Below are 18,992 nucleotides of genomic sequence, written 5' to 3'. Positions count from 1 at the left end.
TCTTACACGCACGCTTTTTCGATGACGACTTCTCCGAACGTGATCGCGCTGGCCGCGCCGACGGCACCTCCGAACACCAGGGACACGGCCGCCAGACCGGACTTGATGTTGTTGCAGGTCGCGCATTTCCCTTGTTTTTTCTTGGGTTGCTTCATGCAGGCGTCCAGGTTGACGAAATGCCGCGCCAAAATGCCCACGGCCGAGATCACAAAAAGCTGTTCTTCGGTGGCGGTGCTGCCTGTCCCCAGCCCATTGGCAAGCCGCGCAGTGCCACGATGGGGATCCATTTCCAGCCAGACCGTTTTCAGCACGCTGTCCGAGGGCCAGACGATCAGATGTGCGCCTTGTCTCAGCGTGCGCTCGATCACCGCGCGGTGCAGGGCCAGTTCGGGATCGTCGGCCTCTTGGGGCAGGGTGGCCAGATAGTCTGGGCCGTTGATTGGGGGTATTCCCGCTGTAATGCTCTCTTGCATCAGTTTAAAGGCGCCAAGTTGGGTCATGTGATTGGGCAGCGTCGCGATGATGCGATCGGCCAGCTCGGCTTCTTGTGCGGCGGCGCGCAGGGCGGCAACGGCCACCGTCATTTTCGCGCCATCCAGGGGAATGCGCCCGTCATACAGGATATCGGTGGCCAGCCCCGAGCTGTTCTGGCCCATGTCCCCAAAGGTGCGTAGCAGCACGATCGAGGGCAGGGCATGCGCCAAGTCATCCGTGTCGCTGACCAGAGTGCTGAGTTCACGCCAGAAGGTCGCGATCATCGCCATCGAGGCCGTCTCCCCCGAGGTCGGGCTGTTTAGCGCCCCGTCTGACAGGTCATCCATCAATTCCGCAATGGATTGCAGCGCTGTCGTGGCGACTTGCTGTGCGCCATCAAAGAACCCTCCGACCGAAAAAATATACCCCCCGGACAGGCGGGCCAACATCAGCGCCTTGATCGCGGCCCGCTGATCGTCTTGCGACAGGGTTTGCCAGTCTTCTGCTGCGGCCAGCTTGGATTGCGCCGTGGCCTTGTCAAACAGAATGCGTTCGCCCAGCAAGGGCGGCTGGTCCGGGGCTTCTATGGCAAAGCGCAACAGGATTTGTGACAATAACTCGGGTTGCGTGCGTTCCCCGCCATTGTCCAACGAGGCCAAGGCCTCGCCCAGAAGCCCCGCGCCAGTCTGGAACACGTCTCCGGCGCCACCAGCCAAGGCCTCGAGCGGGACAACCGTCCCGTCCATCGATACGGCCATTGGGGCGAACAGATCTGACGTCACCACCAGCGATTGACGCGGGTCGAATTTGGACAGATCCGGGTTCTGGCTCAGATATCCGGACGGGGAAATCGAAAAGCTGACGCTGGTGCGCGCCAGATTGGCCACGGGGGCGCGAAACTCGGCGATCGAGACCTCACCACCTTTGGCGGATTTGACAACCAGCGAAAGCCTCGCTTGGTGCAGGTGTTGCGTGGGAATTTCGGCGTTCATGAAAGCGCCCTTGCTGGTGTCCGGCGCCGTGATCGAGGTGTTGCGCGCGGGATCAAACCAGGACCAGTCCTGACTGACCGAGCGGCGATAGCGGACAACCGCATAGAGTTGCTCCTCGATCTCGGATCCCGGAATACGCAGGTCTGGCAGCATCGGATCAGCGGCATTCAGCGCCCCAATTCCTGGTCGCAGATCGCGCGATTGCCCAGATATAGCGGAGCGAGTCGACGCGCCTCCCAGGGCCTCCAGCAATTCCTGACCGACCTCTTCGAACTCGTCGCTCAGCTCGGCGACATCTTCGGGGATCGGAAGGTCAGGCAGGGCCCGGGTCACCGATGGCTGGCCCGCCGATCCGGGGCGTGAGCCCACCAGAACCTGCGTTTCATAGCCGGCCCGCTTCAGCAAGCCGGCCAGTGTCAGGGATTGATCATAGCTGTTGCCATATCCCGAGTTGAGAACGCCCTCGGTGCTGCGCAAAACCCCACGATAGGGAACATATCCGATCTGGCCACCGACAAAGGCAGCGATGTCCGAAGCCTCGGTGCCAATGCGTTCCAGCACCGCGTTGGCCTGATCTGCCCGCAAGGCCATGGCACTTTGCAGGTCTTGGGCGATATCCGCCAGATCAGACAAAATGTCCTGCGTGTCTGTGTCAAAAACGCTAGGGTCATCCTGGGCCGACAGGGGCGTCGCCATCCAGACAGCGGCCCAACCAGTCACCAGGCCGATCGCAAGAATTCTAGAGCAATGTCGCAACATACAAAAATCCCGTTTCAATAATACTGAGTACAACCGGCGCCGGTGCCCTGACCAAAATTGAATGCCAGGCCGCCCGCGCCAGCAGAACACCTGGCAACTATCGCCGCGCAATTGAAAAGCGCAATGCGTATTTCCCATACCCTGTTGCGGGTCCGATACAGCGGCAATGATTTGCCGGAATGTGGGTTTCGGAACGAGAGGAAAGAATTTGCCTCAAAATAAATTGACAAAAATAGTATGGTAATGTAGCGACGCAGCGAAAGCCACCTGATCCGCTAGGCAGCTATGCATTTAGCAACGAAGGGATCGGGGAATTATGTCTTCTCGTGCAATCAGTATTGCAGCCGTGGCTGCGATGTCGGCGCAACCGCTTTGCGCCCAAGAGGTGCTGTCAGGGTTTGACGGCGACCTGATCGGGACCGTCACAATCGGTCAAAGCCGCCGTGGCGTTCAAACGGATACGGCCTCGTCCATCACCACCATCGAACAAGAAGAGCTGGACGCGCGTCAGGCGACCTCGTTGGGCGAGCTGATCAACTCGGTGCCCTCGGTCAGCCTGGTAAATGGCAACACGCCCCAAGGGTCGGCGATTTCGATACGTGGCATGGGCGCGCAATCCGGGGTCTATGGTACCGATGGCAAAGTGGCCATCGTGGTGGACGGCATCGCCAGCGGCGCCGAAGAAATCTATCGCAGTGGTTCAATGCTGAGCCTAGAGCCAGAGCTGTTCAAGCAGGTCAACGTGCAACGCGGCCCCGCAGAATTGTTCCGATATAGCTCGGGCGCGATGGGCGGCACCGTTGAAATGGTGACCAAGGACGCCAGTGATTTCCTGGAAGAGGGCGACGATTTCGCCTTCCGTCAAAAGTTGGGCTTCGAAAGCAATGGCGAGGGCGTTCTGAGCACCTCGATCCTGGCCTGGGCACCGGATGATCGGCTGGAGTTCCTGGGCTTCTATGGCTACCGCGACAAGGGTGAATTCGTTGACGGCGATGGCAACGCTTTGGATGCCACCGCGTTCTACAAACCGGCCTATCTGGCCAAGCTGAAATACAAACTGTCTGACGCTAGCTCGGTCACGGTCTCGCATCTCTATGACGAGATCCCGATGTATGACACGCCCTATAACGTGTTCACCCCCACTTGGGGCGGCGGCAGCCTGGTGGACCGCTATGTCAAACAGGCCGTGACCTATGCCGCCTATCGCTATAGCCCGGTCGGCAATGATCTGATCGATCTGGAGGCGCGCCTCAGCCGCCGTGTCGAGGGCGAGCGGGTGACCTCGCTGGATACCTCCTCGGATATCTATAACTCGGATCATGACACAACCACGGTTTCGTTCCGGGTGGAAAACACCTCGGTCTTCAACACCGGTTCTATCGCGCACACCCTGACCGCCGGGGTTGAACTCAGCGAACGGACCCGGAGCTCGACCGAACTGGCGGGCACTTATGCAGGCTTTAACGCGCGCTCGGCCCCAGGGGGGACAGATGACGCGCTGTCGGTCTTTGTCAGCGATAAGATGGCGTTCAATGACAGACTGACCCTGACCCCGCAGATCCGGTTTGAAAAGCAGACGCTGACCTCGCTTGGCAACGACTATGCCTATACCACCATGTGGGGCACCAGCGTGGCCGCTGTTGCAGACGGCGCGCAGTACAAGTCCGAGGCCTTCACGGGCGCCTTGTCCGCGCGCTATGCGGTGACCGATGCTGTCGCGGTGTTCGGGGCCGTCGCCTATAACGAAAACCTGCCGATCCTGGACGATCTGCGCAGCAGCACCAATCGGTCTCAGTCTGAAAAAGGTCGCACCTATGAACTGGGCGCATCGTTCGACAGCGATGCCGTCTTCAACGACGAAGACAGCCTGAAGGTCAAACTGACCGGGTTCCGCACCGAAATCTGGGATGGCACCACGTATTCGGGTATTTCCGAGGTCGACATGGAGGGGCTGGAGCTCGAGGCCAGCTATGTCCATCCTGCCTTCTACGCGGACTTGAATGCCTCGAAAATTCGCGGGACCATCAATGGCTCCGACACCCCGTTTAACAACATTCCGGCTGACAGTATTCAGCTGACATTGGGCAAGCGGGTTCTGAATGATCAGCTGGACCTGTCGCTCGAGGCCAAACATGCGTTTGCGCAAACCCGGACCAGCGCAACCTCTGGCGGGACAGCGCCCTCGGACGGGTTCACACTGTACAGTATCGCGGCTGCCTACACGCCAGACAGCGGCGCCCTGAAGGGGATGGAGCTGCGTGCCTCGATCGAGAACCTGACCGACGAAACCTATCGCGCCTATCTGTCCACCCGCAACGGCGCGGGCCGAACCTTCAAGCTTTCGTTGGTGAAAACCTTCTGATTTTGCAAACACTTGCGCGGCCCATCCGTGGGGCGCGCCCTTATGCCAAAGGACATACCATGACCCAAGCCCCGACCGCCGCAGAAATCCGTCAGGCCCGCCTGGACAATCCCAAAACCCGTGATCGCGATCTGGCCCATCAGCTGGGCATTTCCGAGGCACAGCTGGTCGCCGCCCATGTTGGCCGCTGGGCCACGCGCATCCACGCGCATCCCGACCATCTGATGCCGCAGGTCTCGAAACTGGGCGAGGTCATGGCCCTGACCCGCAATGACTCGGCGGTGCATGAACGGGTCGGAACCTATGGCGAGTATCATTCGGGCAAGCATGCCTCGATGGTGCTGGGCAAAGAGATTGATCTGAGGATTTTTGCCAAGCACTGGGTGCATGGCTATGCAATCGAGCAGCAAACCGACAAAGGGCCGCGACGCACATTGCAGGTCTTCGACGCAGCGGGCGACGCCGTCCACAAAGTATTCTTGCGCGACACCTCCAATCATGACGCCTGGAATGAGGTCGTCGCGGCCCTGAAGGTCGAAGATCAGTCCGAAGGCCAGCAAGTGGCGGCACGCGCTCCTGCTGAAGGAGCCAAGATCAACCCCGACAAGCGGGACATCCTGCTGGACGAATGGGCCCGCATGACCGACACGCACCAGTTCAACCGTCTGGCCTCGAAGCTGGGGATGAATTGTCTGGGCGCCTATCGTCTGATCACTGGCGAACGCTGGGTCCGCCCGCTGGAGATCAGTGCGCTCGAGCAGTTCCTGAACGCCACAAGCGCCGCAGGTCAGTTGGTCGTGCTGTTCGTCGGCAATATGGGTAACATCCAGATTTACTGGGGCAGTCTGGACAACATCAAACCGATGGGCCCCTGGCTGAACGTTCTGGACGAACGGTTCAACCTGCACCTGCGCGGCGACAAGATTGCCGAGGTCTATGCCATCGAGAAACCCACCAAGCGCGGCCCGGCTGTCTCGGTCGAGGCCTTCGACGCGGAGGGCGGAATCATCCTGCAAATCTTTGGCCAGCGCGTTGACGAAAACGATGATCTGAGCAGCTGGCAAAAGCTGGTTGATGATCTGCCCACCCTGAAAGAAAGGGAAATCGCATGATGTTCCGCAGTGTTGCTGCGGCCTGCGTGGCGCTGCTGCCCCTTGGGGCAGTGGCCGAAAGTTATCCGCAGGCCGAACGCGTGGTTTCTGTTGGCGGACCTGTGACCGAAACCGTGTATCTTTTGGGCGAACAGGATCGTCTGGTCGCGCGAGACACGACCTCGGTCTATCCGCCCGAGGCGAACAAACTGCCCGATGTCGGCTATATGCGCCGCCTGTCGGCCGAAGGCGTTCTGTCGATGAACCCTGACCTGATCATCGCGCGCGATACCTCGGGCCCGGTCGAGGTCATTGACCTGCTGAAAGAGGCCGCCGTTCCAACCGTGCTTACCCATGACAGCTTTGACGCCGATGCCGTAGTGAACAACATCCGCATCATCGGCAAGGCGCTGGGCGTGCAAGACAAGGCCGAAGCGCTGGCCACCAAAGTTCAGGCCGATCTGGCCGCGCTGGCGCAGGACGTGGCGACCGTCAGTCATCCCAAGCGGGTGATGTTTATCCTGTCCGCTGAGAACGGCAAGCTGAATGCCGCGGGCAACCAGACCGGCGCAGATGGCCTGATCCAACTGGCCGGGGCCGTGAACGTGATGGCGGGGCAGTTCGTTGGCTACAAAATCGTCACTGACGAGGCGGTGATCAAGGCCGCGCCCGAGATCATCATCATGATGCAAGGCCGGGCCAATCACGCAGGTCAGAAAGAGGAAATCCTGTCGCTGCCGTCCCTGGCCCTGACACCCGCCGGTCGCGACGGCGGTTTTGTTCTGGTGAATGGGCGTGCCCTTGGCTTTGGTCCCGGCATGCCTGAACTGGTGCGCGAATTGCACGGCAATCTCTATTCCAAAGCCGACCGGATGGGGCACTGACCATGGTGGCGCTGGACGAATCCCAAGCAGGCCAACACACCCATGCGGGCGACCGCATGGGCCGTGCGCTGCACATCCGAGCGATCCTGGTTGTCGTGTTGGGGCTGGTGGCGCTGCTCAGCCTGGGTTGGGGGGCTGCGGACGACACCAAGGTGATCACAGCGCTGCTGGCCGGGGTCGGTTTGGACACGGGGGCACAGCTGCGCGACCAGATCATCGTTTGGGACATCCGTTTGCCGCGGATGCTGGTGGGCTGCGTCGTCGGCGCGTCGCTGGCTGTGTCCGGGGTGCTGCTTCAGGGCCTGTTTCGGAATCCGCTGGCCGATCCTGGCTTGGTGGGTGTCAGTGCGGGGGCCGGTTTGGGCGCGGTTCTGGCCATCGTTCTGGGCGGGTTGCTGCCGCTGGCGCTGCAAGAGGCCCTGGGCATCTACCTGATCCCGGCAGCGGCTTTCCTTGGTGGTTGGGGCACCACGTTACTGTTGTACAAGATCGCCACGCGCAACGGGCGGACCTCGGTCGCGACCATGCTGCTGGCGGGGATCGCGCTGGGGGCATTGACCGGAGCTCTGACCGGGCTGGTGGTGTATTATGCCAGCGATGACCAACTGCGCGACCTGACTTTCTGGGGCATGGGGTCGCTGGCCGGAGCAAGCTGGTCCAAGCTGCTGACGGCCGGGCCCATCATGGCGATTCCCTTGCTTGCCAGCCCGTTTCTGGCACGTGGTTTGAACGGTTTGGCCCTGGGCGAAGCCGCGGCCATGCATCTGGGATTTGACATTCAACGCGTTAAAAACATGGCGATTTTCTGCGTTGCTGCCAGCGTGGGTGCGGCTGTCGCCATCACGGGTGGCATCGGATTTATCGGGATCGTCGTGCCGCACCTGCTGCGTTTGGTGCAGGGGCCGGATCACCGCTACTTGCTGCCTAATGCGGCGCTGCTGGGGGCCATCGTGCTGTTGCTGGCTGACCTGATTTCGCGTGTTGTGATCGCCCCGGCGGAACTGCCGATCGGGATCGTGACCGCGATGATGGGTGGCCCGTTCTTCCTGTGGATTCTGCTGCGCAATCGCAGCCTCGTGGACATGTGAGGCACCGATGCTGACCGCAACCGATATCTACGTTCATTTCGGCCAGGCTCGGATCCTGCAAGAGGTCACGTTCACGGCCTCCCCCGGAGAGCTGACCGCGATTGTTGGCCCCAACGGATCTGGAAAAACCACACTGTTGCGGGCCATGACCGGCGAGGTCGCCTATGACGGCCAGGTATCCCTGAACGGGCGCAATATCGCGGCTCTGAAACCCTACCAACTGGCCGCGATGCGCGGGGTGTTGGCGCAGGCCACGCCGCTGGCCTTTCCTTTTACCGTGATCGAAGTGGTGCGTCTGGGGCTGGAGGCTGGCCTCTCGGCTGGGCGCGAACGCCTGCCGCACATGGCGTTGGAACGCGTGGGGCTGGCGGGCTACGAAGGGCGGTTCTACCAACAGCTTTCAGGTGGAGAAAAACAGCGGGTCCAGCTGGCCCGCGTGCTGGCCCAGATCTGGGAGCCGATGCAGGACGGCGCGCCACGCTGGCTGTTCCTGGACGAGCCCGTCTCGGCGCTGGACATTGGCCATCAGCTGACCGTGATGCAGCTGGCGCGGGACTATGCCGATGCCGGGGGCGGGGTTGTTGCGGTGATGCATGATTTGAACCTGACGGCTATGTTCTCGGATCGGGTGAGCCTGATGAACCGCGGCCAGATCGCCGCAAGCGGTGCGGTGGATGACGTTCTGACCGACGAAAACCTGTCGCACGCCTATGGGGTGTCCGTTCACACCAGTGTGCCGCCTCCGTTGGGTGGCGTTTACGTGTTGCCACAGGCCGCGACCTCCCCGTCCGGCGCCCCCCTTAGCCCTTATGACAGACCGAAGGATTGGCGATGAAGTATACATTTTTCTCTGCGCTATTGGTGTCGATATTGCCGATACCAGCGCTGGCTGCGGCGCCCAAGCTGGAGCTGAACAAGACCCAGCAGATGGACACGGCCTGCCGCCTGACCTTTACCGCGCGATCGGAACAGACCGTCGAAAGCCTGGTTCTGGAAACCGTGCTGTTCGAAACGGACGGATCGGTTAACCTGCTGACATTGTTTGATTTTCAGTCGCTGCCCGGCGGCGCCCTGAGGGTTCGTCAATTTGATGTGCCCGACATCCAATGCGACCAGATCGGCCAGATTCTGTTCAACGGTGTGCATGCCTGTCGCCTGCACAATGGCGACACCTGCGAGGCGCCCTCGGTGAGCAGCCGTACGGATATCGAGGTGCGCCGATGATCGCGCATATGCTGCATCAGGTCGGGGCGCTGGTCGCGCTGGGCGGTCCCGTTGTCGCGCTGCTGCTGGCCGCGTCGGTTTTGGCCATGGCGGTCGCGGCGTATAAGATCTGGATCTTTTGGGAGGAGGGCCTCTGGCGGGGGCACAAGCTGTCCTCGCTGGATGCGGCAACCCTGTCGCAAGAGCGTGGCTTTGCCGCGCAGACCTTGTTGGCCTGTCTGAAGGCCCGCCAGGCGGGTGTGTCTGCGCACGAGCTGCGCGAACGTGCCATTCCCCGATTGGAGCGCGGCTTTGGCCGCCTGTCCGCGGGTCTGCGCCTGCTGGACCTGATTGCCCAAGTGGCGCCGCTGCTGGGGCTGTTCGGCACCGTTCTGGGCATGATCAGCGCGTTTCGTGCGCTACAGGACAGCGGGGCCTCGGCCGATCCGACCATTCTGGCCGGCGGTATCTGGGTGGCGCTGGTGACAACGGCGGCCGGTCTGGTTGTGGCCATGCCGGCCTCGATGGTGCTTAGCTGGCTCGACGGCCGGATCGAGACCTTCCGCCGCCTGACGGATGAGCTGCTCGAAGAGGCGCTGAACCCCGGTCTGATGGTCCATTCGGCCCCGCATACCCCTGACTCGGCTGAGGTTGCCAATGCGGTCTAGAAGGGCCCCCAGCCGTCGACGCCTGTCGATGACGTCGTTGATTGACGTCATCTTTCTGCTGCTACTGTTCTTCATGCTCAGCTCGACCTTTTCCAAGTTTGGCGAGATCGAGCTGAAGTTGGGGGCGGGGTCCGGTGCGGCCACCGCCACGAAAGAGCGCCTTGTGCTGGTCCGGCTGACCCATGACGGGCTGAGCATCAACGGACAAGAGACAGAAATCTCTGGTGCACGTGATCGTATCACAGCCTTGCAAACAGGGGCGCCAATGCACCTGGTGCTGAGCGTGACGGAAAAAGCCACGGCCCAAACACTGGCCGATACCCTGCTGATGCTGCGTGGGTTGAAGAGCACCAAGTTGACGGTGGTGAACTGATATGCGCCGGCGTCCCATCCCTGTGCGGCCCAAGCCCGAGCCCACCGTGGCCCTGATCAACATCGTGTTCCTGATGCTGGTGTTTTTCCTGGTGGCCGCGCAATTGGCGCGACCGCTGGAGCAGGATCTGCGACTGGTGGAAACCGAGGACCCCAGGCTGGTGCCGCCGCCTGACGCGGTGACGCTGTTTGCGGACGGGCGCACCGTGTTCCGAGGTGTCGAGTTTGACGCCGCTCAGGTATTGGCCGCGCTGCGGGCCGAGGACCTGCCGTTGATCGGAAAGATCCTGCCGGATCGGGCGGCCCAGGCAACCGACCTTCTTAAATTGGCCCAAGCGTTGCGCAGCGCGGGGGCGACAAAGGTGATGATCATGACAAAGCAGGCTCCGAAATGAAGATACGCAAGTGGATCGGATGTAGCACCGCGGGCATTCTGTCGCTGGGGGTGCACGGGGCGCTGGCGGCTGTCTTTTTCGCATCCGGGGAGGAACCGGAAATGGTGGGGGGGCACGTTGCCGGAGAAATCGCTCTGGGAACGGGCTTTGCCGACTTGGTGCAGGGCTCGATCCAGCCCGTTGCCGCGCGGACACCGATGCCTATGCCCAAAACGGCCACGACGCCCCAAATCAAACCGACCGCAACCGAACTGCCCAGGGTGACATCACTGCCCCAACCGTCGATAAAACCCGTTGTGACGCCAGTACAGGTCGTGCAAAACGCGCCCGTTGAGACTTCGGTGACCAAGATCACCGCAAAGCCCAAAGCCAACCCCAGTACCAGGGGCAATGCCAAGGTGAATTCGAAGGTCGGGCAGGACAACGGGACGGCGGCGGGCAAAAAAGCCCAGTCCTCGGCGCAAAAGGGTCAGGCCAAGCAAGTCGGGCAGGGCGCCGAACGGACCTATAAGCGCAAGGTGCTGCGCAAAATCGCGCGGGTGCCCAAAAAGCGGACCGGGGCGAAAGGGCTGGCCCTGGTTGGGATGGTGATCGCGGCAGATGGCCGTATCGCCTCGGTTGGGATTGTGCGCTCGTCGGGACATTCAGGTATCGACCAGATGGCCATCGAGACGGTGCGCCGTGCCCGCGGCTTTGACCCCACGCCGACCGGCGCGCGGATGAAGCTGGTGGTCGAGATGAAAAGCAAAGGCTGACCCACGCGAGGGTGGATCAGCCTGTGGTCGATCAAGGATCGCGCTGGCCTAGTCGGCCTGATCTGCGGTATCGGCGTTCAATTGGCCGTAGTTCTGTGCCCCGATCTCGTCCAGCAGACCGATCTGGGTTTCCAGAAAATCAATATGGCCCTGTTCGTCGATGATCAGCTGTTCGAACAGGTGCATCGACGCATAGTCGCCAGCTTGCGCGCAATAGGCGCGTGCCTCGGAATACAGCGCCACGGCCTCCATTTCGGCGTCCAGGTCGCAGGTCAGGGTTTCGCGCACATTTTCGCCGATTCTCAGCGGGTCCAGCGTTTGCAGATTGGGGTGCCCTTCCAGAAAGATGATCCGATCAATCAGCTTGTCGGCGTGCTCCATCTCTTCGATGCTTTCTTCGCGCATCTTCTTGGCGAGCTTCCCATATCCCCAGTCTTTTTGCAGGCGATAATGTAGCCAGAACTGGCTGACCGCGGTCAATTCGATCCGCAGCGCCCGGTTCAGATATTCAATTACTTTTTTGTCGCCTTTCATGGGTGCAACCTCTTGTTTTCGCTATGCGTTTCAACCCGCGCAGCTCCATCGGAACCTCCAGGTTGTCGTTGGCGCGCATCGACTCGACAAAGAGCTTCATGCAGCCGCCGCACTCCGGTACCTTGCCAAGCGCGTGATAGATTTTTCCCGGGGTGATGATCGTAGTTTCATCCGCAGCACGCATCCAGTCAATAGTCGCATGGATATCGCGATCTGATATTTTCTGGCAGCTGCATACAATCATGACCGAACCCGTGTGGCGTGAGCTTGATCAGATAATCGAGTATTTTTGTCGGAAAGTCAATTCCTGACAAAAAGAATAGGGCACGAGCCGCGGGTTGGTGGCGCTCAGATCCGAATGAATGGCTGCACAAGGCGGGGCAGCAACGAGGAAAATCGCAACGGTGCATCCGTGGCGGCCAGGCAGATGCAGGGCGCGCCCTCATCTGCGATCGGTGTATGCTCAAGTTGGGCGTCCGCGATTTCCAGATCACCCACACCATATTGGCCGGTTTCGTCGCTAAAACTGCCCTGCAACACCAGTGTGAGCTCTAGCCCGTTATGGCTGTGATCCGGCACGGCGCGGCCACCGGGAATATAGAGCAGCCGCACGGTGCCCTCTTGGCCCGAGGACAAAATGCACTGGCGCACGCCCATCCCGACCGGTTTCCATCGCGGGGTCTTGCCGCTCAGGGCCTGCATGACCGGGCCGGGATAGACCCCCGAGCGCGCGTAAACCGGACGCTCTTTGACGGGGGCATCCAATTGCGCCAGAACGCTGTTTTTCAGCCCGGCGGACAGGGGCGTCGCGCCAGAAGCCTCAAGCAAAGCGCCACCAACGGCCTGGTGCGCCTCGAGCGCGGCGCGGCATTCCAGGCACATGGACACATGGCTGGCCACGACCATCGCATAGGGATGTTCAAGGCTGCCAGCAGCATAGGCGGCCAGCAGAGAGTTGGGGATATGATGGGTGATCGAGCGCATCTTATCTCATGCCCTTCAATTCGTGTCTTAGTCGCTCCAGCCCCAGCCGGATACGGGATTTGATGGTGCCCAGCGGTAGCCCAGTGCTGGTGCTGATGTCCTGGTGGCTCATTTCGCCGAAATAGGCCTGTTCGATGATGGTGCGTTGATCGGGTTTCAGCGTCGCCAAGGCCTGTTTCAGATGCTGGGCTTCTTGATCCAGCGCCAAGATATGGCTGGCGTCGGGTTCCGTTTCCGGGTCCTGTGCCAGTTCCTCGGGGATGGGGCGATTTTCGCGCCGGAAATGATCGATCTGCCGGTTTCGCGCAATCTGGTAGATCCAGGCCGAGACCTGCGCGCGGTGGGGGTCAAACTGATCCGCTTTGCGCCAGACGGTCAGCAGAACGTCTTGTACGATCTCTTCAGCTTGTCCGCCGGGCATCCCCGAACGCATGACAAAGCCCTTCAGACGCGGGGCGAAATAATCGAACAGCGCCGCAAAGGCCGCGCGGTCCCGAGTATCACGCACGGCCAGCATCCATAGCGTCTGCTGAGAAATGTCGTCCGCAGGTGTTGTCACCTTGTGCACGTCCTTCCGCCGGGGCGCAGGCACGCGCCGTTCATAGGGGGTAATATCGCAAGTTTCGACCAACATATCCAGCATACGCAGCGGAACAAGAACCGGATCATTTTTATTGATCCAAATACTGTCTGGTCGCGTAACGCCAACAAACCAAACAAAGTTCGGAGCGTTCATGACCTTTCAATCCCGGCCCATAGCCCCTCAGCGGATCGCAATCATCGGCGCAGGTATCTCGGGGCTGGCGGCGGCCTATTTGTTGGCGCCGCACCATGCCGTAACCCTGTACGAGGCCTCCTCGCGCCTTGGTGGACATGCCCGCACCGTGATGGCCGGACGTCATGGCGACACACCCGTGGATACCGGGTTCATCGTGTTCAATTATGCCAATTACCCGCATCTGACGCGGATGTTTCACGACCTGGATGTGCCCGTGGCCAAAAGCGACATGAGCTTTGGCGCCTCGATCAATGATGGCCGCATCGAATACGGCCTGAAGGACCTGAAGGCCCTGGCGGCGCAGCCCGGCAACCTGGCGCGTCCGGGGTTCCTGCGTATGGTGCGCGACATCCTGCGCTTTAACGCCAATGCCGAGCGCCTGTCGCAAGATGAAAGCCTGACCATTGGCCAGTTGATGGACGAGATGCGTCTGGGGACCTGGTTTCAACGCTTCTATCTGACACCGCTATGCGGGGCGATCTGGTCGACGCCTCCGGCGGAAATCCGTAAATTTCCGGCTCGCGCTCTGGTGCAGTTCTTCCGCAATCACGCCTTGCTGAGCACCTCAGGCCAGCACCAGTGGTGGACGGTCGATGGCGGTAGCATTGAATACGTCACCCGGCTGGAGCGCCATCTGAGATCCCGGGGTGTCGTCCTGCGCACGGGAACGCCCGTTCAGACCGTGAAACGCGACGGCCAGAGCAGCACCGTTCATACGGGCGTGGACGCGCCCGCCACCTATGATCACGTGATTTTCGCCTGTCATTCCGATCAGGCCCTGGCTCTGCTGGCAAAACCGACCCGGCAAGAGGCACAGGCGCTGTCGGCGATCCGGTTTCAGGACAACCAGATGATCCTGCATCGCGACACCCGCCAGATGCCTCGGCGCAAGTCCGTCTGGTCCAGCTGGGTCTACAAGGCCGACACCACACGCCCCGAGCCCGCTATTGGCGTGACCTATTGGATGAACCGGCTGCAGAACATTGACGAAGCCGACCCGCTTTTCGTGTCGCTGAACCCGGCGCAGCCCGTGGCCGAGGATCTGATCTATGATCAGAAAAACTTTCGCCACCCGGTGTTTGACGGGGCCGCCCTGACAGCGCAGCGACAACTGACTGCGATGCAGGGGCAGAACAACACCTGGTTTGCCGGGGCCTATACGCGGCACGGATTTCACGAGGATGGGTTCGCCAGCGCTGTGCGGATCTCGCGCCTGATGGTGGGACAGCTTGCATGAGCCCGCAGGCTGAACATATCCGCGCCAGTACCACGCACACCCGACATGGCGACCTGCGCCACAGCTTTCGCTATGGGGTGGATTTTGTGCTGATCGCCCCCGAGGCCAAGCAACCCGGCCCAGCCCTGTTCTCGCGCAATCGCTTCAACATGATGTCGGTGCATGATGTCGACCATGGTGGCCCCTGGAAGGACGGCACGGGCCCCGCCTGGGTGCGCAGCGTGCTGCGCCAGAACGGATTGCCCAACGAGGATTGTACGGTGCTGTTGCTTACGCAGCCACGCTATCTGGGCTATGTGTTCAACCCGGTCAGCTTTTGGCTGGTCCATCGTGGCGCGGCGCTGGTGGCGGTGATTGCCGAGGTCTCGACCCCGTTCAAAGACAGGCATTCCTATCTGTGTCATGCGCCGGGCTTTGCCCCCATCACTGCCCAGACCCGCATTCACAAGCCCAAGGCCCTGCATGTTTCCCCCTTTCAAGAGATCAAAGGGGGGTACGAGTTTACCTTCGATATCCGGCCTGACCGGGTGTTCATCGGCATTCGTCATACCAATGGCGCGCGGGGGTTGAACGCCACGCTTTGCGGGTCCCGGGCGCCGATGACCAATCGAGGCCTGCTGGCCGCCAGTGCGCGCAGGCCCCTTGGCGCGCTGCGCACGCTGTTTCTGATCTACTGGCAAGCTCTGCAATTGAAACTGAAAGGCGCACCCTATCGCACCCGACCCGCGCCCCCCAAATCCGAGGTGACCTGATGCTGTTCCTAAGCAAACGCGTAAAACACGACTTTCTCGAGACCTGCGCCCGCATCCAATCCGGCAGCCTGCGCCTGTACACGCCCGAAGGCGAAATCTTTGACTTTGGCACAGGTGCCCCGGCCGCCGAGATGCAGATTCACGATTGGTCGGTCGTTACTTCGATCGCAGCGCGGGGCGATATTGGTCTGGGCGAAACCTATGTGGCCGGGTTGTGGGACAGCCCCTCGATCGAGACCCTGACCCAGGTGGCCTTGCGCAATCTCGAGGCCTTCCAGGGCTATGCCTATGCCGGTTTCTGGAACAGCCTGAAATTCCGGGTGGTGAACCATCTGATGCGCGCAAACTCGCGCCGGGGTGCCGCGCGCAACATCCGCAAACATTACGATGTGGGCAACAATTTCTATCAGCTGTGGCTGGACGAGGGCATGACCTATTCCTCGGCCCTGTTTGATGGCGATGACACTGATCTGGTCCGTGGACAGAACCGCAAATATGACCGCATCCTTGGCCAGATCTCTGACCGGGAAAGCGTGTTGGAAATCGGGTGTGGTTGGGGCGGTTTCGCCGAACGCGCAGCCGAGCGGGGCCACAACGTGCGGGCGCTGACCATCTCGCCCAGTCAGAAGGGCTATGCCGACGCGCGTCTGGACGGGCGGGCCGAGATTTGTTTGCAGGATTATCGTGAAAGCGGGGGCACCTATGACGCGATCGTGTCGATCGAGATGATCGAGGCCGTTGGTGCCCGCTATTGGCCGACCTATTTCGCCACGCTCAAGGCGCGGTTGGCACAGGGTGGGCGGGCCCTGGTACAGGCGATCACGGTGCAGGACAGCTATTTCGAGACCTATCGCAAGAGCTCGGACTTTATCCGGCACTACACCTTTCCCGGCGGCATGTTGTTATCCGATGCTGTGATCGACGCGCAGGCGCGCAAGGCCGGGCTGCGGGTGAATGACAGTTTTGCGTTCGGGGCGGATTATGCCCGTACCTGCGCCATCTGGGCCGAGCGGTTAAACGCGGCCTCTCCGAAAATCCGGCGATTGGGGCATGACGAGGGATTCTTGCGCGGCTGGAAGTATTACCTGGGGATTTGCGCGGCCTCATTTGCCGAGGGGCAAACCAACGTGGTGCAAGTGGAGCTGAGCCATGCCGGCAGCTAACCCCCAGACTGTGTGGATCATCGGGGCCTCGGATGGGATCGGCGCAGCGCTGGCGCGCGCTTATGCGGCGCGTGGGGACCGGGTGATCCTGTCCGCGCGCTCGGCGCAGCGTCTGGAGGACCTGCGAACCGAGCTGGGCGCGAACCAGCATCTGGCCCTGCCACTGGATGTGAGCGACCGGTCCAGTCTGGATCGGGCCATCCAGCAGCTGATCAGCCTTGGACCGATTGACCGGGCCATCCACATGGCTGCCGCCTATGATCCCGGACAGATTTCTGAAATCGACCCTGTCACGGCGGCGCGTATCGTTGACGTCAACCTGACTGGCAGCTTCCACGTGGCTCAGGCGGTGCCGCAGGTGTTGAAACCAGGCGGGCAGCTGGCGATTTGCGGCTCGGTCGCCGGATATGTGGGCCTGCCTCAGGGGCAAATCTATTCGGCCACCAAGGCCGGGGTGATCAACCTGGTGGAATCGTTGCGCGCAGAGATGTCGGATCGTCTGGACATTCGGCTGATCAGCCCCGGTTTTGTCGATACGCGACTGACTCGGCGCAACGATTTCACCATGCCAGCTCTGCAAACACCCAAGAGCGCCGCCCAAGAGATCCTTCGCGGGCTGAATGGTTCTCGGTTCGAAATCCATTTCCCGCGCAGGCTGACCTTGGCGCTCAAGCTGCTGCGGGCCCTGCCATACTCGGCCTCGATGCCCTTGACCCGGCGGCTGGTTCGATGACGCGCCTGCATAACCGCCAGGGGGCGAAAAACGCCTGTCTGCGCCCGCTGACCCAAACGGTCGTCCGTTCAATCATCAAAGGTAAACCATGAAGATCCTGATCCTATATGCCGTGACGGCCCTGGTGTTCCTGTTGCTGGACCTTGTGGGGCTGAAATACATCGTGAAACCGGTGTTCGAGCGCCACGTCGGCCATCTGTTTGCGGACCCGTTCAGGATGGGGGCTGCGGCCCTGTTTTACCTGGGCTATATCGCCGGAGTTTTGTGGTTCGTTTCCGTGCCCGCGCTGCGCCAGTCCGATCCGTTGGCGGCCCTGGTTGGCGGCGCTCTGCTGGGCCTGCTGGCCTATGGCACCTATGAATTCACCAATTACGCAACGCTACGGGATTGGAGCCTGGAGCAAGTCGCGGTGGACACCCTTTGGGGGGGTGTGCTGACGGGTGTCTCGGCCTGGGCGGGCGTTGTCCTGGTTCGGCTTTCTTTCGGGACGCTCGGCTAATCCGCTCGCGCACAGGAGCACGTAAAAAATCGCGTATGAAGTTGCGCCAGATCAATCCGCGCCCCACATCTTCTTTGTAGCCTGAACACAACAAAGAAGGAGGACGGGATGCAAATCCAGATCAACACCGACCACAACATTCATGGCGACGAACGCGTGGCCGAGGTTTGCGAACAGATCGTGCGCGACACTCTGGCCCCCATCGCGAAACGCCTGACTCGGGTCGAAGTGCATGTGAAGGACACCCGCGGCCCCAAAGGGGGAGAGGACATCCGCGCCACGGTCGAGTGTCGCCCCGAGGGCCTGCGCCCCTACGCGGCCCATCACGACGCGGCTGATATCCCTCATGCAGTTAAGGCGGCGGCCAAGAAAGTGCGCCAGCGGTTGGAGACCGAATTCGGTAAACTGGCGCATCACTGACGCTGTCGGCGCGGCCCACCCGAGGGTGCAACACGGGCCGCGCCCATTTTTGGCAACACTGACTGGAAATCTCCTCTTGAAACAGAGTGTTCCGAAATAAGCGCTTTGCCTGAGATAATCGGTGATCTACCGTGTCATCGTCGACAGAATATATGTTTTTCCGGTTTTCCAGGGAGCTTCCAATGACGAAACTGCACAAGGCAATGCTGGCATCGGTGCTGGTGATGGGCGCTGCGGCCCCCGCGCTGGCCAATGGTCCGGCGATTTATCCATACGCGACCACGGCAAATTACTGCCCCGGTGGGTTGCAGCCGATCTCGATCAATGGGGTGATTTGTTGCGGCACGCCGAACCAGTCCATGACCTATCAGCAGGCCACATCGGCCCCTGTCACGCGCAGCTATCACCGCCCCGCGCCGGCCCGTCGTGCCGTCTGCCCCGAGGGCCAGAAGGGTTGCTATTACGACTAAGAGTAGGGCGGCGGCTGGAAGTATCCGGCCGCTGCTTTCTGTAGATGTCGGAAATTGGCCCGCAGGCCAAGCAGGTCAGAGCGCCTTGAGATCAGACGCCATCATCCGGCCGTCGCGTCCCTCTTGCAGCTCGTACTCGACCTTTTGATTGTCGGCGAGCCCTGTCATCCCGGACCGTTCCACGGCCGAGATATGCACGAACACATCTTTGCCGCCGGTGTCGGGCGCAATAAATCCATAACCTTTAGTCGTATTAAACCATTTCACGGTGCCGCTGGGCATGTCCGTGTCTCCTTTTGCCTTGTCGTTCCCTGAAAATGCAGGGCCATGTGTCGCCGTTCTGTTGGGTTCGACCGATACACGGGGCAGCGAGACGTAC

At 61.0% G+C, this 18,992-nt stretch carries 23 protein-coding genes; 17 read left to right on the top strand and 6 right to left on the bottom strand.

Features of this window, described 5'->3' with window-relative positions:
- Positions 1-2: 2 nt before the first annotated feature.
- Positions 3-2,162, bottom strand: a complete 2,160-nt coding sequence (locus ACXADQ_RS20605) for a hypothetical protein (RefSeq protein ID WP_475325975.1) — start codon at positions 2,160-2,162, stop codon at positions 3-5.
- Positions 2,163-2,541: 379 nt separating this feature from the next.
- Between ACXADQ_RS20605 and ACXADQ_RS20600 the strand changes: the two genes are divergently transcribed.
- The 10 genes from ACXADQ_RS20600 to ACXADQ_RS20555 are packed head-to-tail and all read left to right on the top strand — an operon-like array spanning position 2,542 to position 11,043.
- Complete coding sequence (locus ACXADQ_RS20600; RefSeq protein WP_475325973.1) at positions 2,542-4,587, top strand: TonB-dependent receptor domain-containing protein; 2,046 nt, start codon at positions 2,542-2,544, stop codon at positions 4,585-4,587.
- 59 nt (positions 4,588-4,646) lie between these two features.
- Positions 4,647-5,699: a hemin-degrading factor gene (locus ACXADQ_RS20595; RefSeq protein ID WP_475325969.1), complete on the top strand. Its 1,053-nt coding sequence runs from the start codon at positions 4,647-4,649 to the stop codon at positions 5,697-5,699.
- On the top strand, positions 5,696-6,562 hold the full coding sequence (locus tag ACXADQ_RS20590; protein WP_475325967.1) for a heme/hemin ABC transporter substrate-binding protein: 867 nt from the start codon (positions 5,696-5,698) through the stop codon (positions 6,560-6,562). The genes ACXADQ_RS20595 and ACXADQ_RS20590 overlap by 4 nt, the downstream gene beginning before the upstream one ends.
- A gap of 2 nt (positions 6,563-6,564) precedes the next feature.
- A complete protein-coding gene (locus ACXADQ_RS20585; RefSeq protein WP_475325964.1) occupies positions 6,565-7,650 on the top strand; it encodes a FecCD family ABC transporter permease in 1,086 nt (361 codons plus the stop codon).
- A gap of 7 nt (positions 7,651-7,657) precedes the next feature.
- On the top strand, positions 7,658-8,485 hold the full coding sequence (locus ACXADQ_RS20580; RefSeq protein WP_475325962.1) for a heme ABC transporter ATP-binding protein: 828 nt from the start codon (positions 7,658-7,660) through the stop codon (positions 8,483-8,485).
- Positions 8,482-8,874: a hypothetical protein gene (locus ACXADQ_RS20575; RefSeq protein ID WP_475325960.1), complete on the top strand. Its 393-nt coding sequence runs from the start codon at positions 8,482-8,484 to the stop codon at positions 8,872-8,874. The genes ACXADQ_RS20580 and ACXADQ_RS20575 overlap by 4 nt, the downstream gene beginning before the upstream one ends.
- Entirely contained in the window at positions 8,871-9,521 is a 651-nt protein-coding gene (locus ACXADQ_RS20570) for a MotA/TolQ/ExbB proton channel family protein (protein WP_475325958.1), read from the top strand. Before ACXADQ_RS20575 ends, ACXADQ_RS20570 begins: the two co-directional genes overlap by 4 nt.
- A complete protein-coding gene (locus tag ACXADQ_RS20565; protein WP_475325955.1) occupies positions 9,511-9,894 on the top strand; it encodes an ExbD/TolR family protein in 384 nt (127 codons plus the stop codon). The genes ACXADQ_RS20570 and ACXADQ_RS20565 overlap by 11 nt, the downstream gene beginning before the upstream one ends.
- 1 nt (position 9,895) lies before the next feature.
- Positions 9,896-10,288, top strand: a complete 393-nt coding sequence (locus ACXADQ_RS20560) for an ExbD/TolR family protein (RefSeq protein ID WP_475325953.1) — start codon at positions 9,896-9,898, stop codon at positions 10,286-10,288.
- Positions 10,285-11,043, top strand: coding sequence for an energy transducer TonB (locus ACXADQ_RS20555; RefSeq protein ID WP_475325950.1), 759 nt, complete (start codon positions 10,285-10,287; stop codon positions 11,041-11,043). Before ACXADQ_RS20560 ends, ACXADQ_RS20555 begins: the two co-directional genes overlap by 4 nt.
- A 48-nt stretch (positions 11,044-11,091) precedes the next feature.
- Here ACXADQ_RS20555 and bfr read toward each other — a convergent pair whose 3' ends face one another.
- The 4 genes from bfr to ACXADQ_RS20535 form a co-directional block, all read right to left on the bottom strand.
- A complete protein-coding gene (bfr, locus tag ACXADQ_RS20550; protein WP_475325948.1) occupies positions 11,092-11,577 on the bottom strand; it encodes a bacterioferritin in 486 nt (161 codons plus the stop codon).
- Positions 11,552-11,821, bottom strand: coding sequence for a (2Fe-2S)-binding protein (locus tag ACXADQ_RS20545; protein WP_475325943.1), 270 nt, complete (start codon positions 11,819-11,821; stop codon positions 11,552-11,554). Before ACXADQ_RS20545 ends, bfr begins: the two co-directional genes overlap by 26 nt.
- Before the next feature lie 104 nt (positions 11,822-11,925).
- Positions 11,926-12,561, bottom strand: a complete 636-nt coding sequence (locus ACXADQ_RS20540) for a ChrR family anti-sigma-E factor (protein WP_475325939.1) — start codon at positions 12,559-12,561, stop codon at positions 11,926-11,928.
- A gap of 1 nt (position 12,562) precedes the next feature.
- Positions 12,563-13,078, bottom strand: coding sequence for a sigma-70 family RNA polymerase sigma factor (locus ACXADQ_RS20535; RefSeq protein ID WP_475326114.1), 516 nt, complete (start codon positions 13,076-13,078; stop codon positions 12,563-12,565).
- A gap of 217 nt (positions 13,079-13,295) precedes the next feature.
- Here ACXADQ_RS20535 and ACXADQ_RS20530 point away from each other — a divergent pair, with 217 nt between their 5' ends.
- The 7 genes from ACXADQ_RS20530 (at position 13,296) to ACXADQ_RS20500 (ending at position 18,613) form a co-directional block, all read left to right on the top strand.
- Positions 13,296-14,576 carry an NAD(P)/FAD-dependent oxidoreductase gene (locus tag ACXADQ_RS20530; RefSeq protein ID WP_475325937.1) on the top strand — a complete coding sequence of 427 codons (1,281 nt, stop codon included), beginning with the start codon at positions 13,296-13,298 and terminating at the stop codon, positions 14,574-14,576.
- Complete coding sequence (locus tag ACXADQ_RS20525; RefSeq protein WP_475325932.1) at positions 14,573-15,328, top strand: DUF1365 domain-containing protein; 756 nt, start codon at positions 14,573-14,575, stop codon at positions 15,326-15,328. The genes ACXADQ_RS20530 and ACXADQ_RS20525 overlap by 4 nt, the downstream gene beginning before the upstream one ends.
- The gene (locus ACXADQ_RS20520; protein WP_475325928.1) at positions 15,328-16,491 is read left to right on the top strand and encodes a class I SAM-dependent methyltransferase; all 1,164 of its coding nucleotides are present in this window, start codon (positions 15,328-15,330) and stop codon (positions 16,489-16,491) included. The genes ACXADQ_RS20525 and ACXADQ_RS20520 overlap by 1 nt, the downstream gene beginning before the upstream one ends.
- The gene (locus tag ACXADQ_RS20515) at positions 16,478-17,224 is read left to right on the top strand and encodes an SDR family NAD(P)-dependent oxidoreductase (protein WP_475325924.1); all 747 of its coding nucleotides are present in this window, start codon (positions 16,478-16,480) and stop codon (positions 17,222-17,224) included. Before ACXADQ_RS20520 ends, ACXADQ_RS20515 begins: the two co-directional genes overlap by 14 nt.
- Before the next feature lie 88 nt (positions 17,225-17,312).
- Positions 17,313-17,723 (top strand): DUF2177 family protein, encoded by a 411-nt coding sequence (locus ACXADQ_RS20510; RefSeq protein ID WP_475325920.1) that lies wholly within the window; start codon positions 17,313-17,315, stop codon positions 17,721-17,723.
- A gap of 108 nt (positions 17,724-17,831) precedes the next feature.
- Positions 17,832-18,143 carry an HPF/RaiA family ribosome-associated protein gene (locus ACXADQ_RS20505; protein WP_475325916.1) on the top strand — a complete coding sequence of 104 codons (312 nt, stop codon included), beginning with the start codon at positions 17,832-17,834 and terminating at the stop codon, positions 18,141-18,143.
- Positions 18,144-18,325: 182 nt separating this feature from the next.
- Complete coding sequence (locus tag ACXADQ_RS20500; protein WP_475325912.1) at positions 18,326-18,613, top strand: hypothetical protein; 288 nt, start codon at positions 18,326-18,328, stop codon at positions 18,611-18,613.
- A 75-nt stretch (positions 18,614-18,688) separates the two neighbouring features.
- Here the strand turns inward: ACXADQ_RS20500 and ACXADQ_RS20495 are convergent, their stop codons facing one another.
- Complete coding sequence (locus ACXADQ_RS20495; protein WP_475325908.1) at positions 18,689-18,895, bottom strand: cold-shock protein; 207 nt, start codon at positions 18,893-18,895, stop codon at positions 18,689-18,691.
- Positions 18,896-18,992: the final 97 nt, after the last annotated feature.

This window comes from Thalassovita sp. ABM4_323 (assembly GCF_056158665.1).
The sequence above is the reverse complement of the archived record's forward strand: the minus strand, read 5'-3'. Positions and strand labels throughout refer to the sequence as shown.

Coding starts and splice junctions, on each gene's coding strand:
- ACXADQ_RS20605 (WP_475325975.1), bottom strand. CDS start 2,162: ATGGCGACGCCCCTGTCGGCCCAGGATGACCCTAGCGTTTTTGACACA.
- ACXADQ_RS20600 (WP_475325973.1), top strand. CDS start 2,542: ATGTCTTCTCGTGCAATCAGTATTGCAGCCGTGGCTGCGATGTCGGCG.
- ACXADQ_RS20595 (WP_475325969.1), top strand. CDS start 4,647: ATGACCCAAGCCCCGACCGCCGCAGAAATCCGTCAGGCCCGCCTGGAC.
- ACXADQ_RS20590 (WP_475325967.1), top strand. CDS start 5,696: ATGATGTTCCGCAGTGTTGCTGCGGCCTGCGTGGCGCTGCTGCCCCTT.
- ACXADQ_RS20585 (WP_475325964.1), top strand. CDS start 6,565: ATGGTGGCGCTGGACGAATCCCAAGCAGGCCAACACACCCATGCGGGC.
- ACXADQ_RS20580 (WP_475325962.1), top strand. CDS start 7,658: ATGCTGACCGCAACCGATATCTACGTTCATTTCGGCCAGGCTCGGATC.
- ACXADQ_RS20575 (WP_475325960.1), top strand. CDS start 8,482: ATGAAGTATACATTTTTCTCTGCGCTATTGGTGTCGATATTGCCGATA.
- ACXADQ_RS20570 (WP_475325958.1), top strand. CDS start 8,871: ATGATCGCGCATATGCTGCATCAGGTCGGGGCGCTGGTCGCGCTGGGC.
- ACXADQ_RS20565 (WP_475325955.1), top strand. CDS start 9,511: ATGCGGTCTAGAAGGGCCCCCAGCCGTCGACGCCTGTCGATGACGTCG.
- ACXADQ_RS20560 (WP_475325953.1), top strand. CDS start 9,896: ATGCGCCGGCGTCCCATCCCTGTGCGGCCCAAGCCCGAGCCCACCGTG.
- ACXADQ_RS20555 (WP_475325950.1), top strand. CDS start 10,285: ATGAAGATACGCAAGTGGATCGGATGTAGCACCGCGGGCATTCTGTCG.
- bfr (WP_475325948.1), bottom strand. CDS start 11,577: ATGAAAGGCGACAAAAAAGTAATTGAATATCTGAACCGGGCGCTGCGG.
- ACXADQ_RS20545 (WP_475325943.1), bottom strand. CDS start 11,821: ATGATTGTATGCAGCTGCCAGAAAATATCAGATCGCGATATCCATGCG.
- ACXADQ_RS20540 (WP_475325939.1), bottom strand. CDS start 12,561: ATGCGCTCGATCACCCATCATATCCCCAACTCTCTGCTGGCCGCCTAT.
- ACXADQ_RS20535 (WP_475326114.1), bottom strand. CDS start 13,078: ATGCTGGCCGTGCGTGATACTCGGGACCGCGCGGCCTTTGCGGCGCTG.
- ACXADQ_RS20530 (WP_475325937.1), top strand. CDS start 13,296: ATGACCTTTCAATCCCGGCCCATAGCCCCTCAGCGGATCGCAATCATC.
- ACXADQ_RS20525 (WP_475325932.1), top strand. CDS start 14,573: ATGAGCCCGCAGGCTGAACATATCCGCGCCAGTACCACGCACACCCGA.
- ACXADQ_RS20520 (WP_475325928.1), top strand. CDS start 15,328: ATGCTGTTCCTAAGCAAACGCGTAAAACACGACTTTCTCGAGACCTGC.
- ACXADQ_RS20515 (WP_475325924.1), top strand. CDS start 16,478: ATGCCGGCAGCTAACCCCCAGACTGTGTGGATCATCGGGGCCTCGGAT.
- ACXADQ_RS20510 (WP_475325920.1), top strand. CDS start 17,313: ATGAAGATCCTGATCCTATATGCCGTGACGGCCCTGGTGTTCCTGTTG.
- ACXADQ_RS20505 (WP_475325916.1), top strand. CDS start 17,832: ATGCAAATCCAGATCAACACCGACCACAACATTCATGGCGACGAACGC.
- ACXADQ_RS20500 (WP_475325912.1), top strand. CDS start 18,326: ATGACGAAACTGCACAAGGCAATGCTGGCATCGGTGCTGGTGATGGGC.
- ACXADQ_RS20495 (WP_475325908.1), bottom strand. CDS start 18,895: ATGCCCAGCGGCACCGTGAAATGGTTTAATACGACTAAAGGTTATGGA.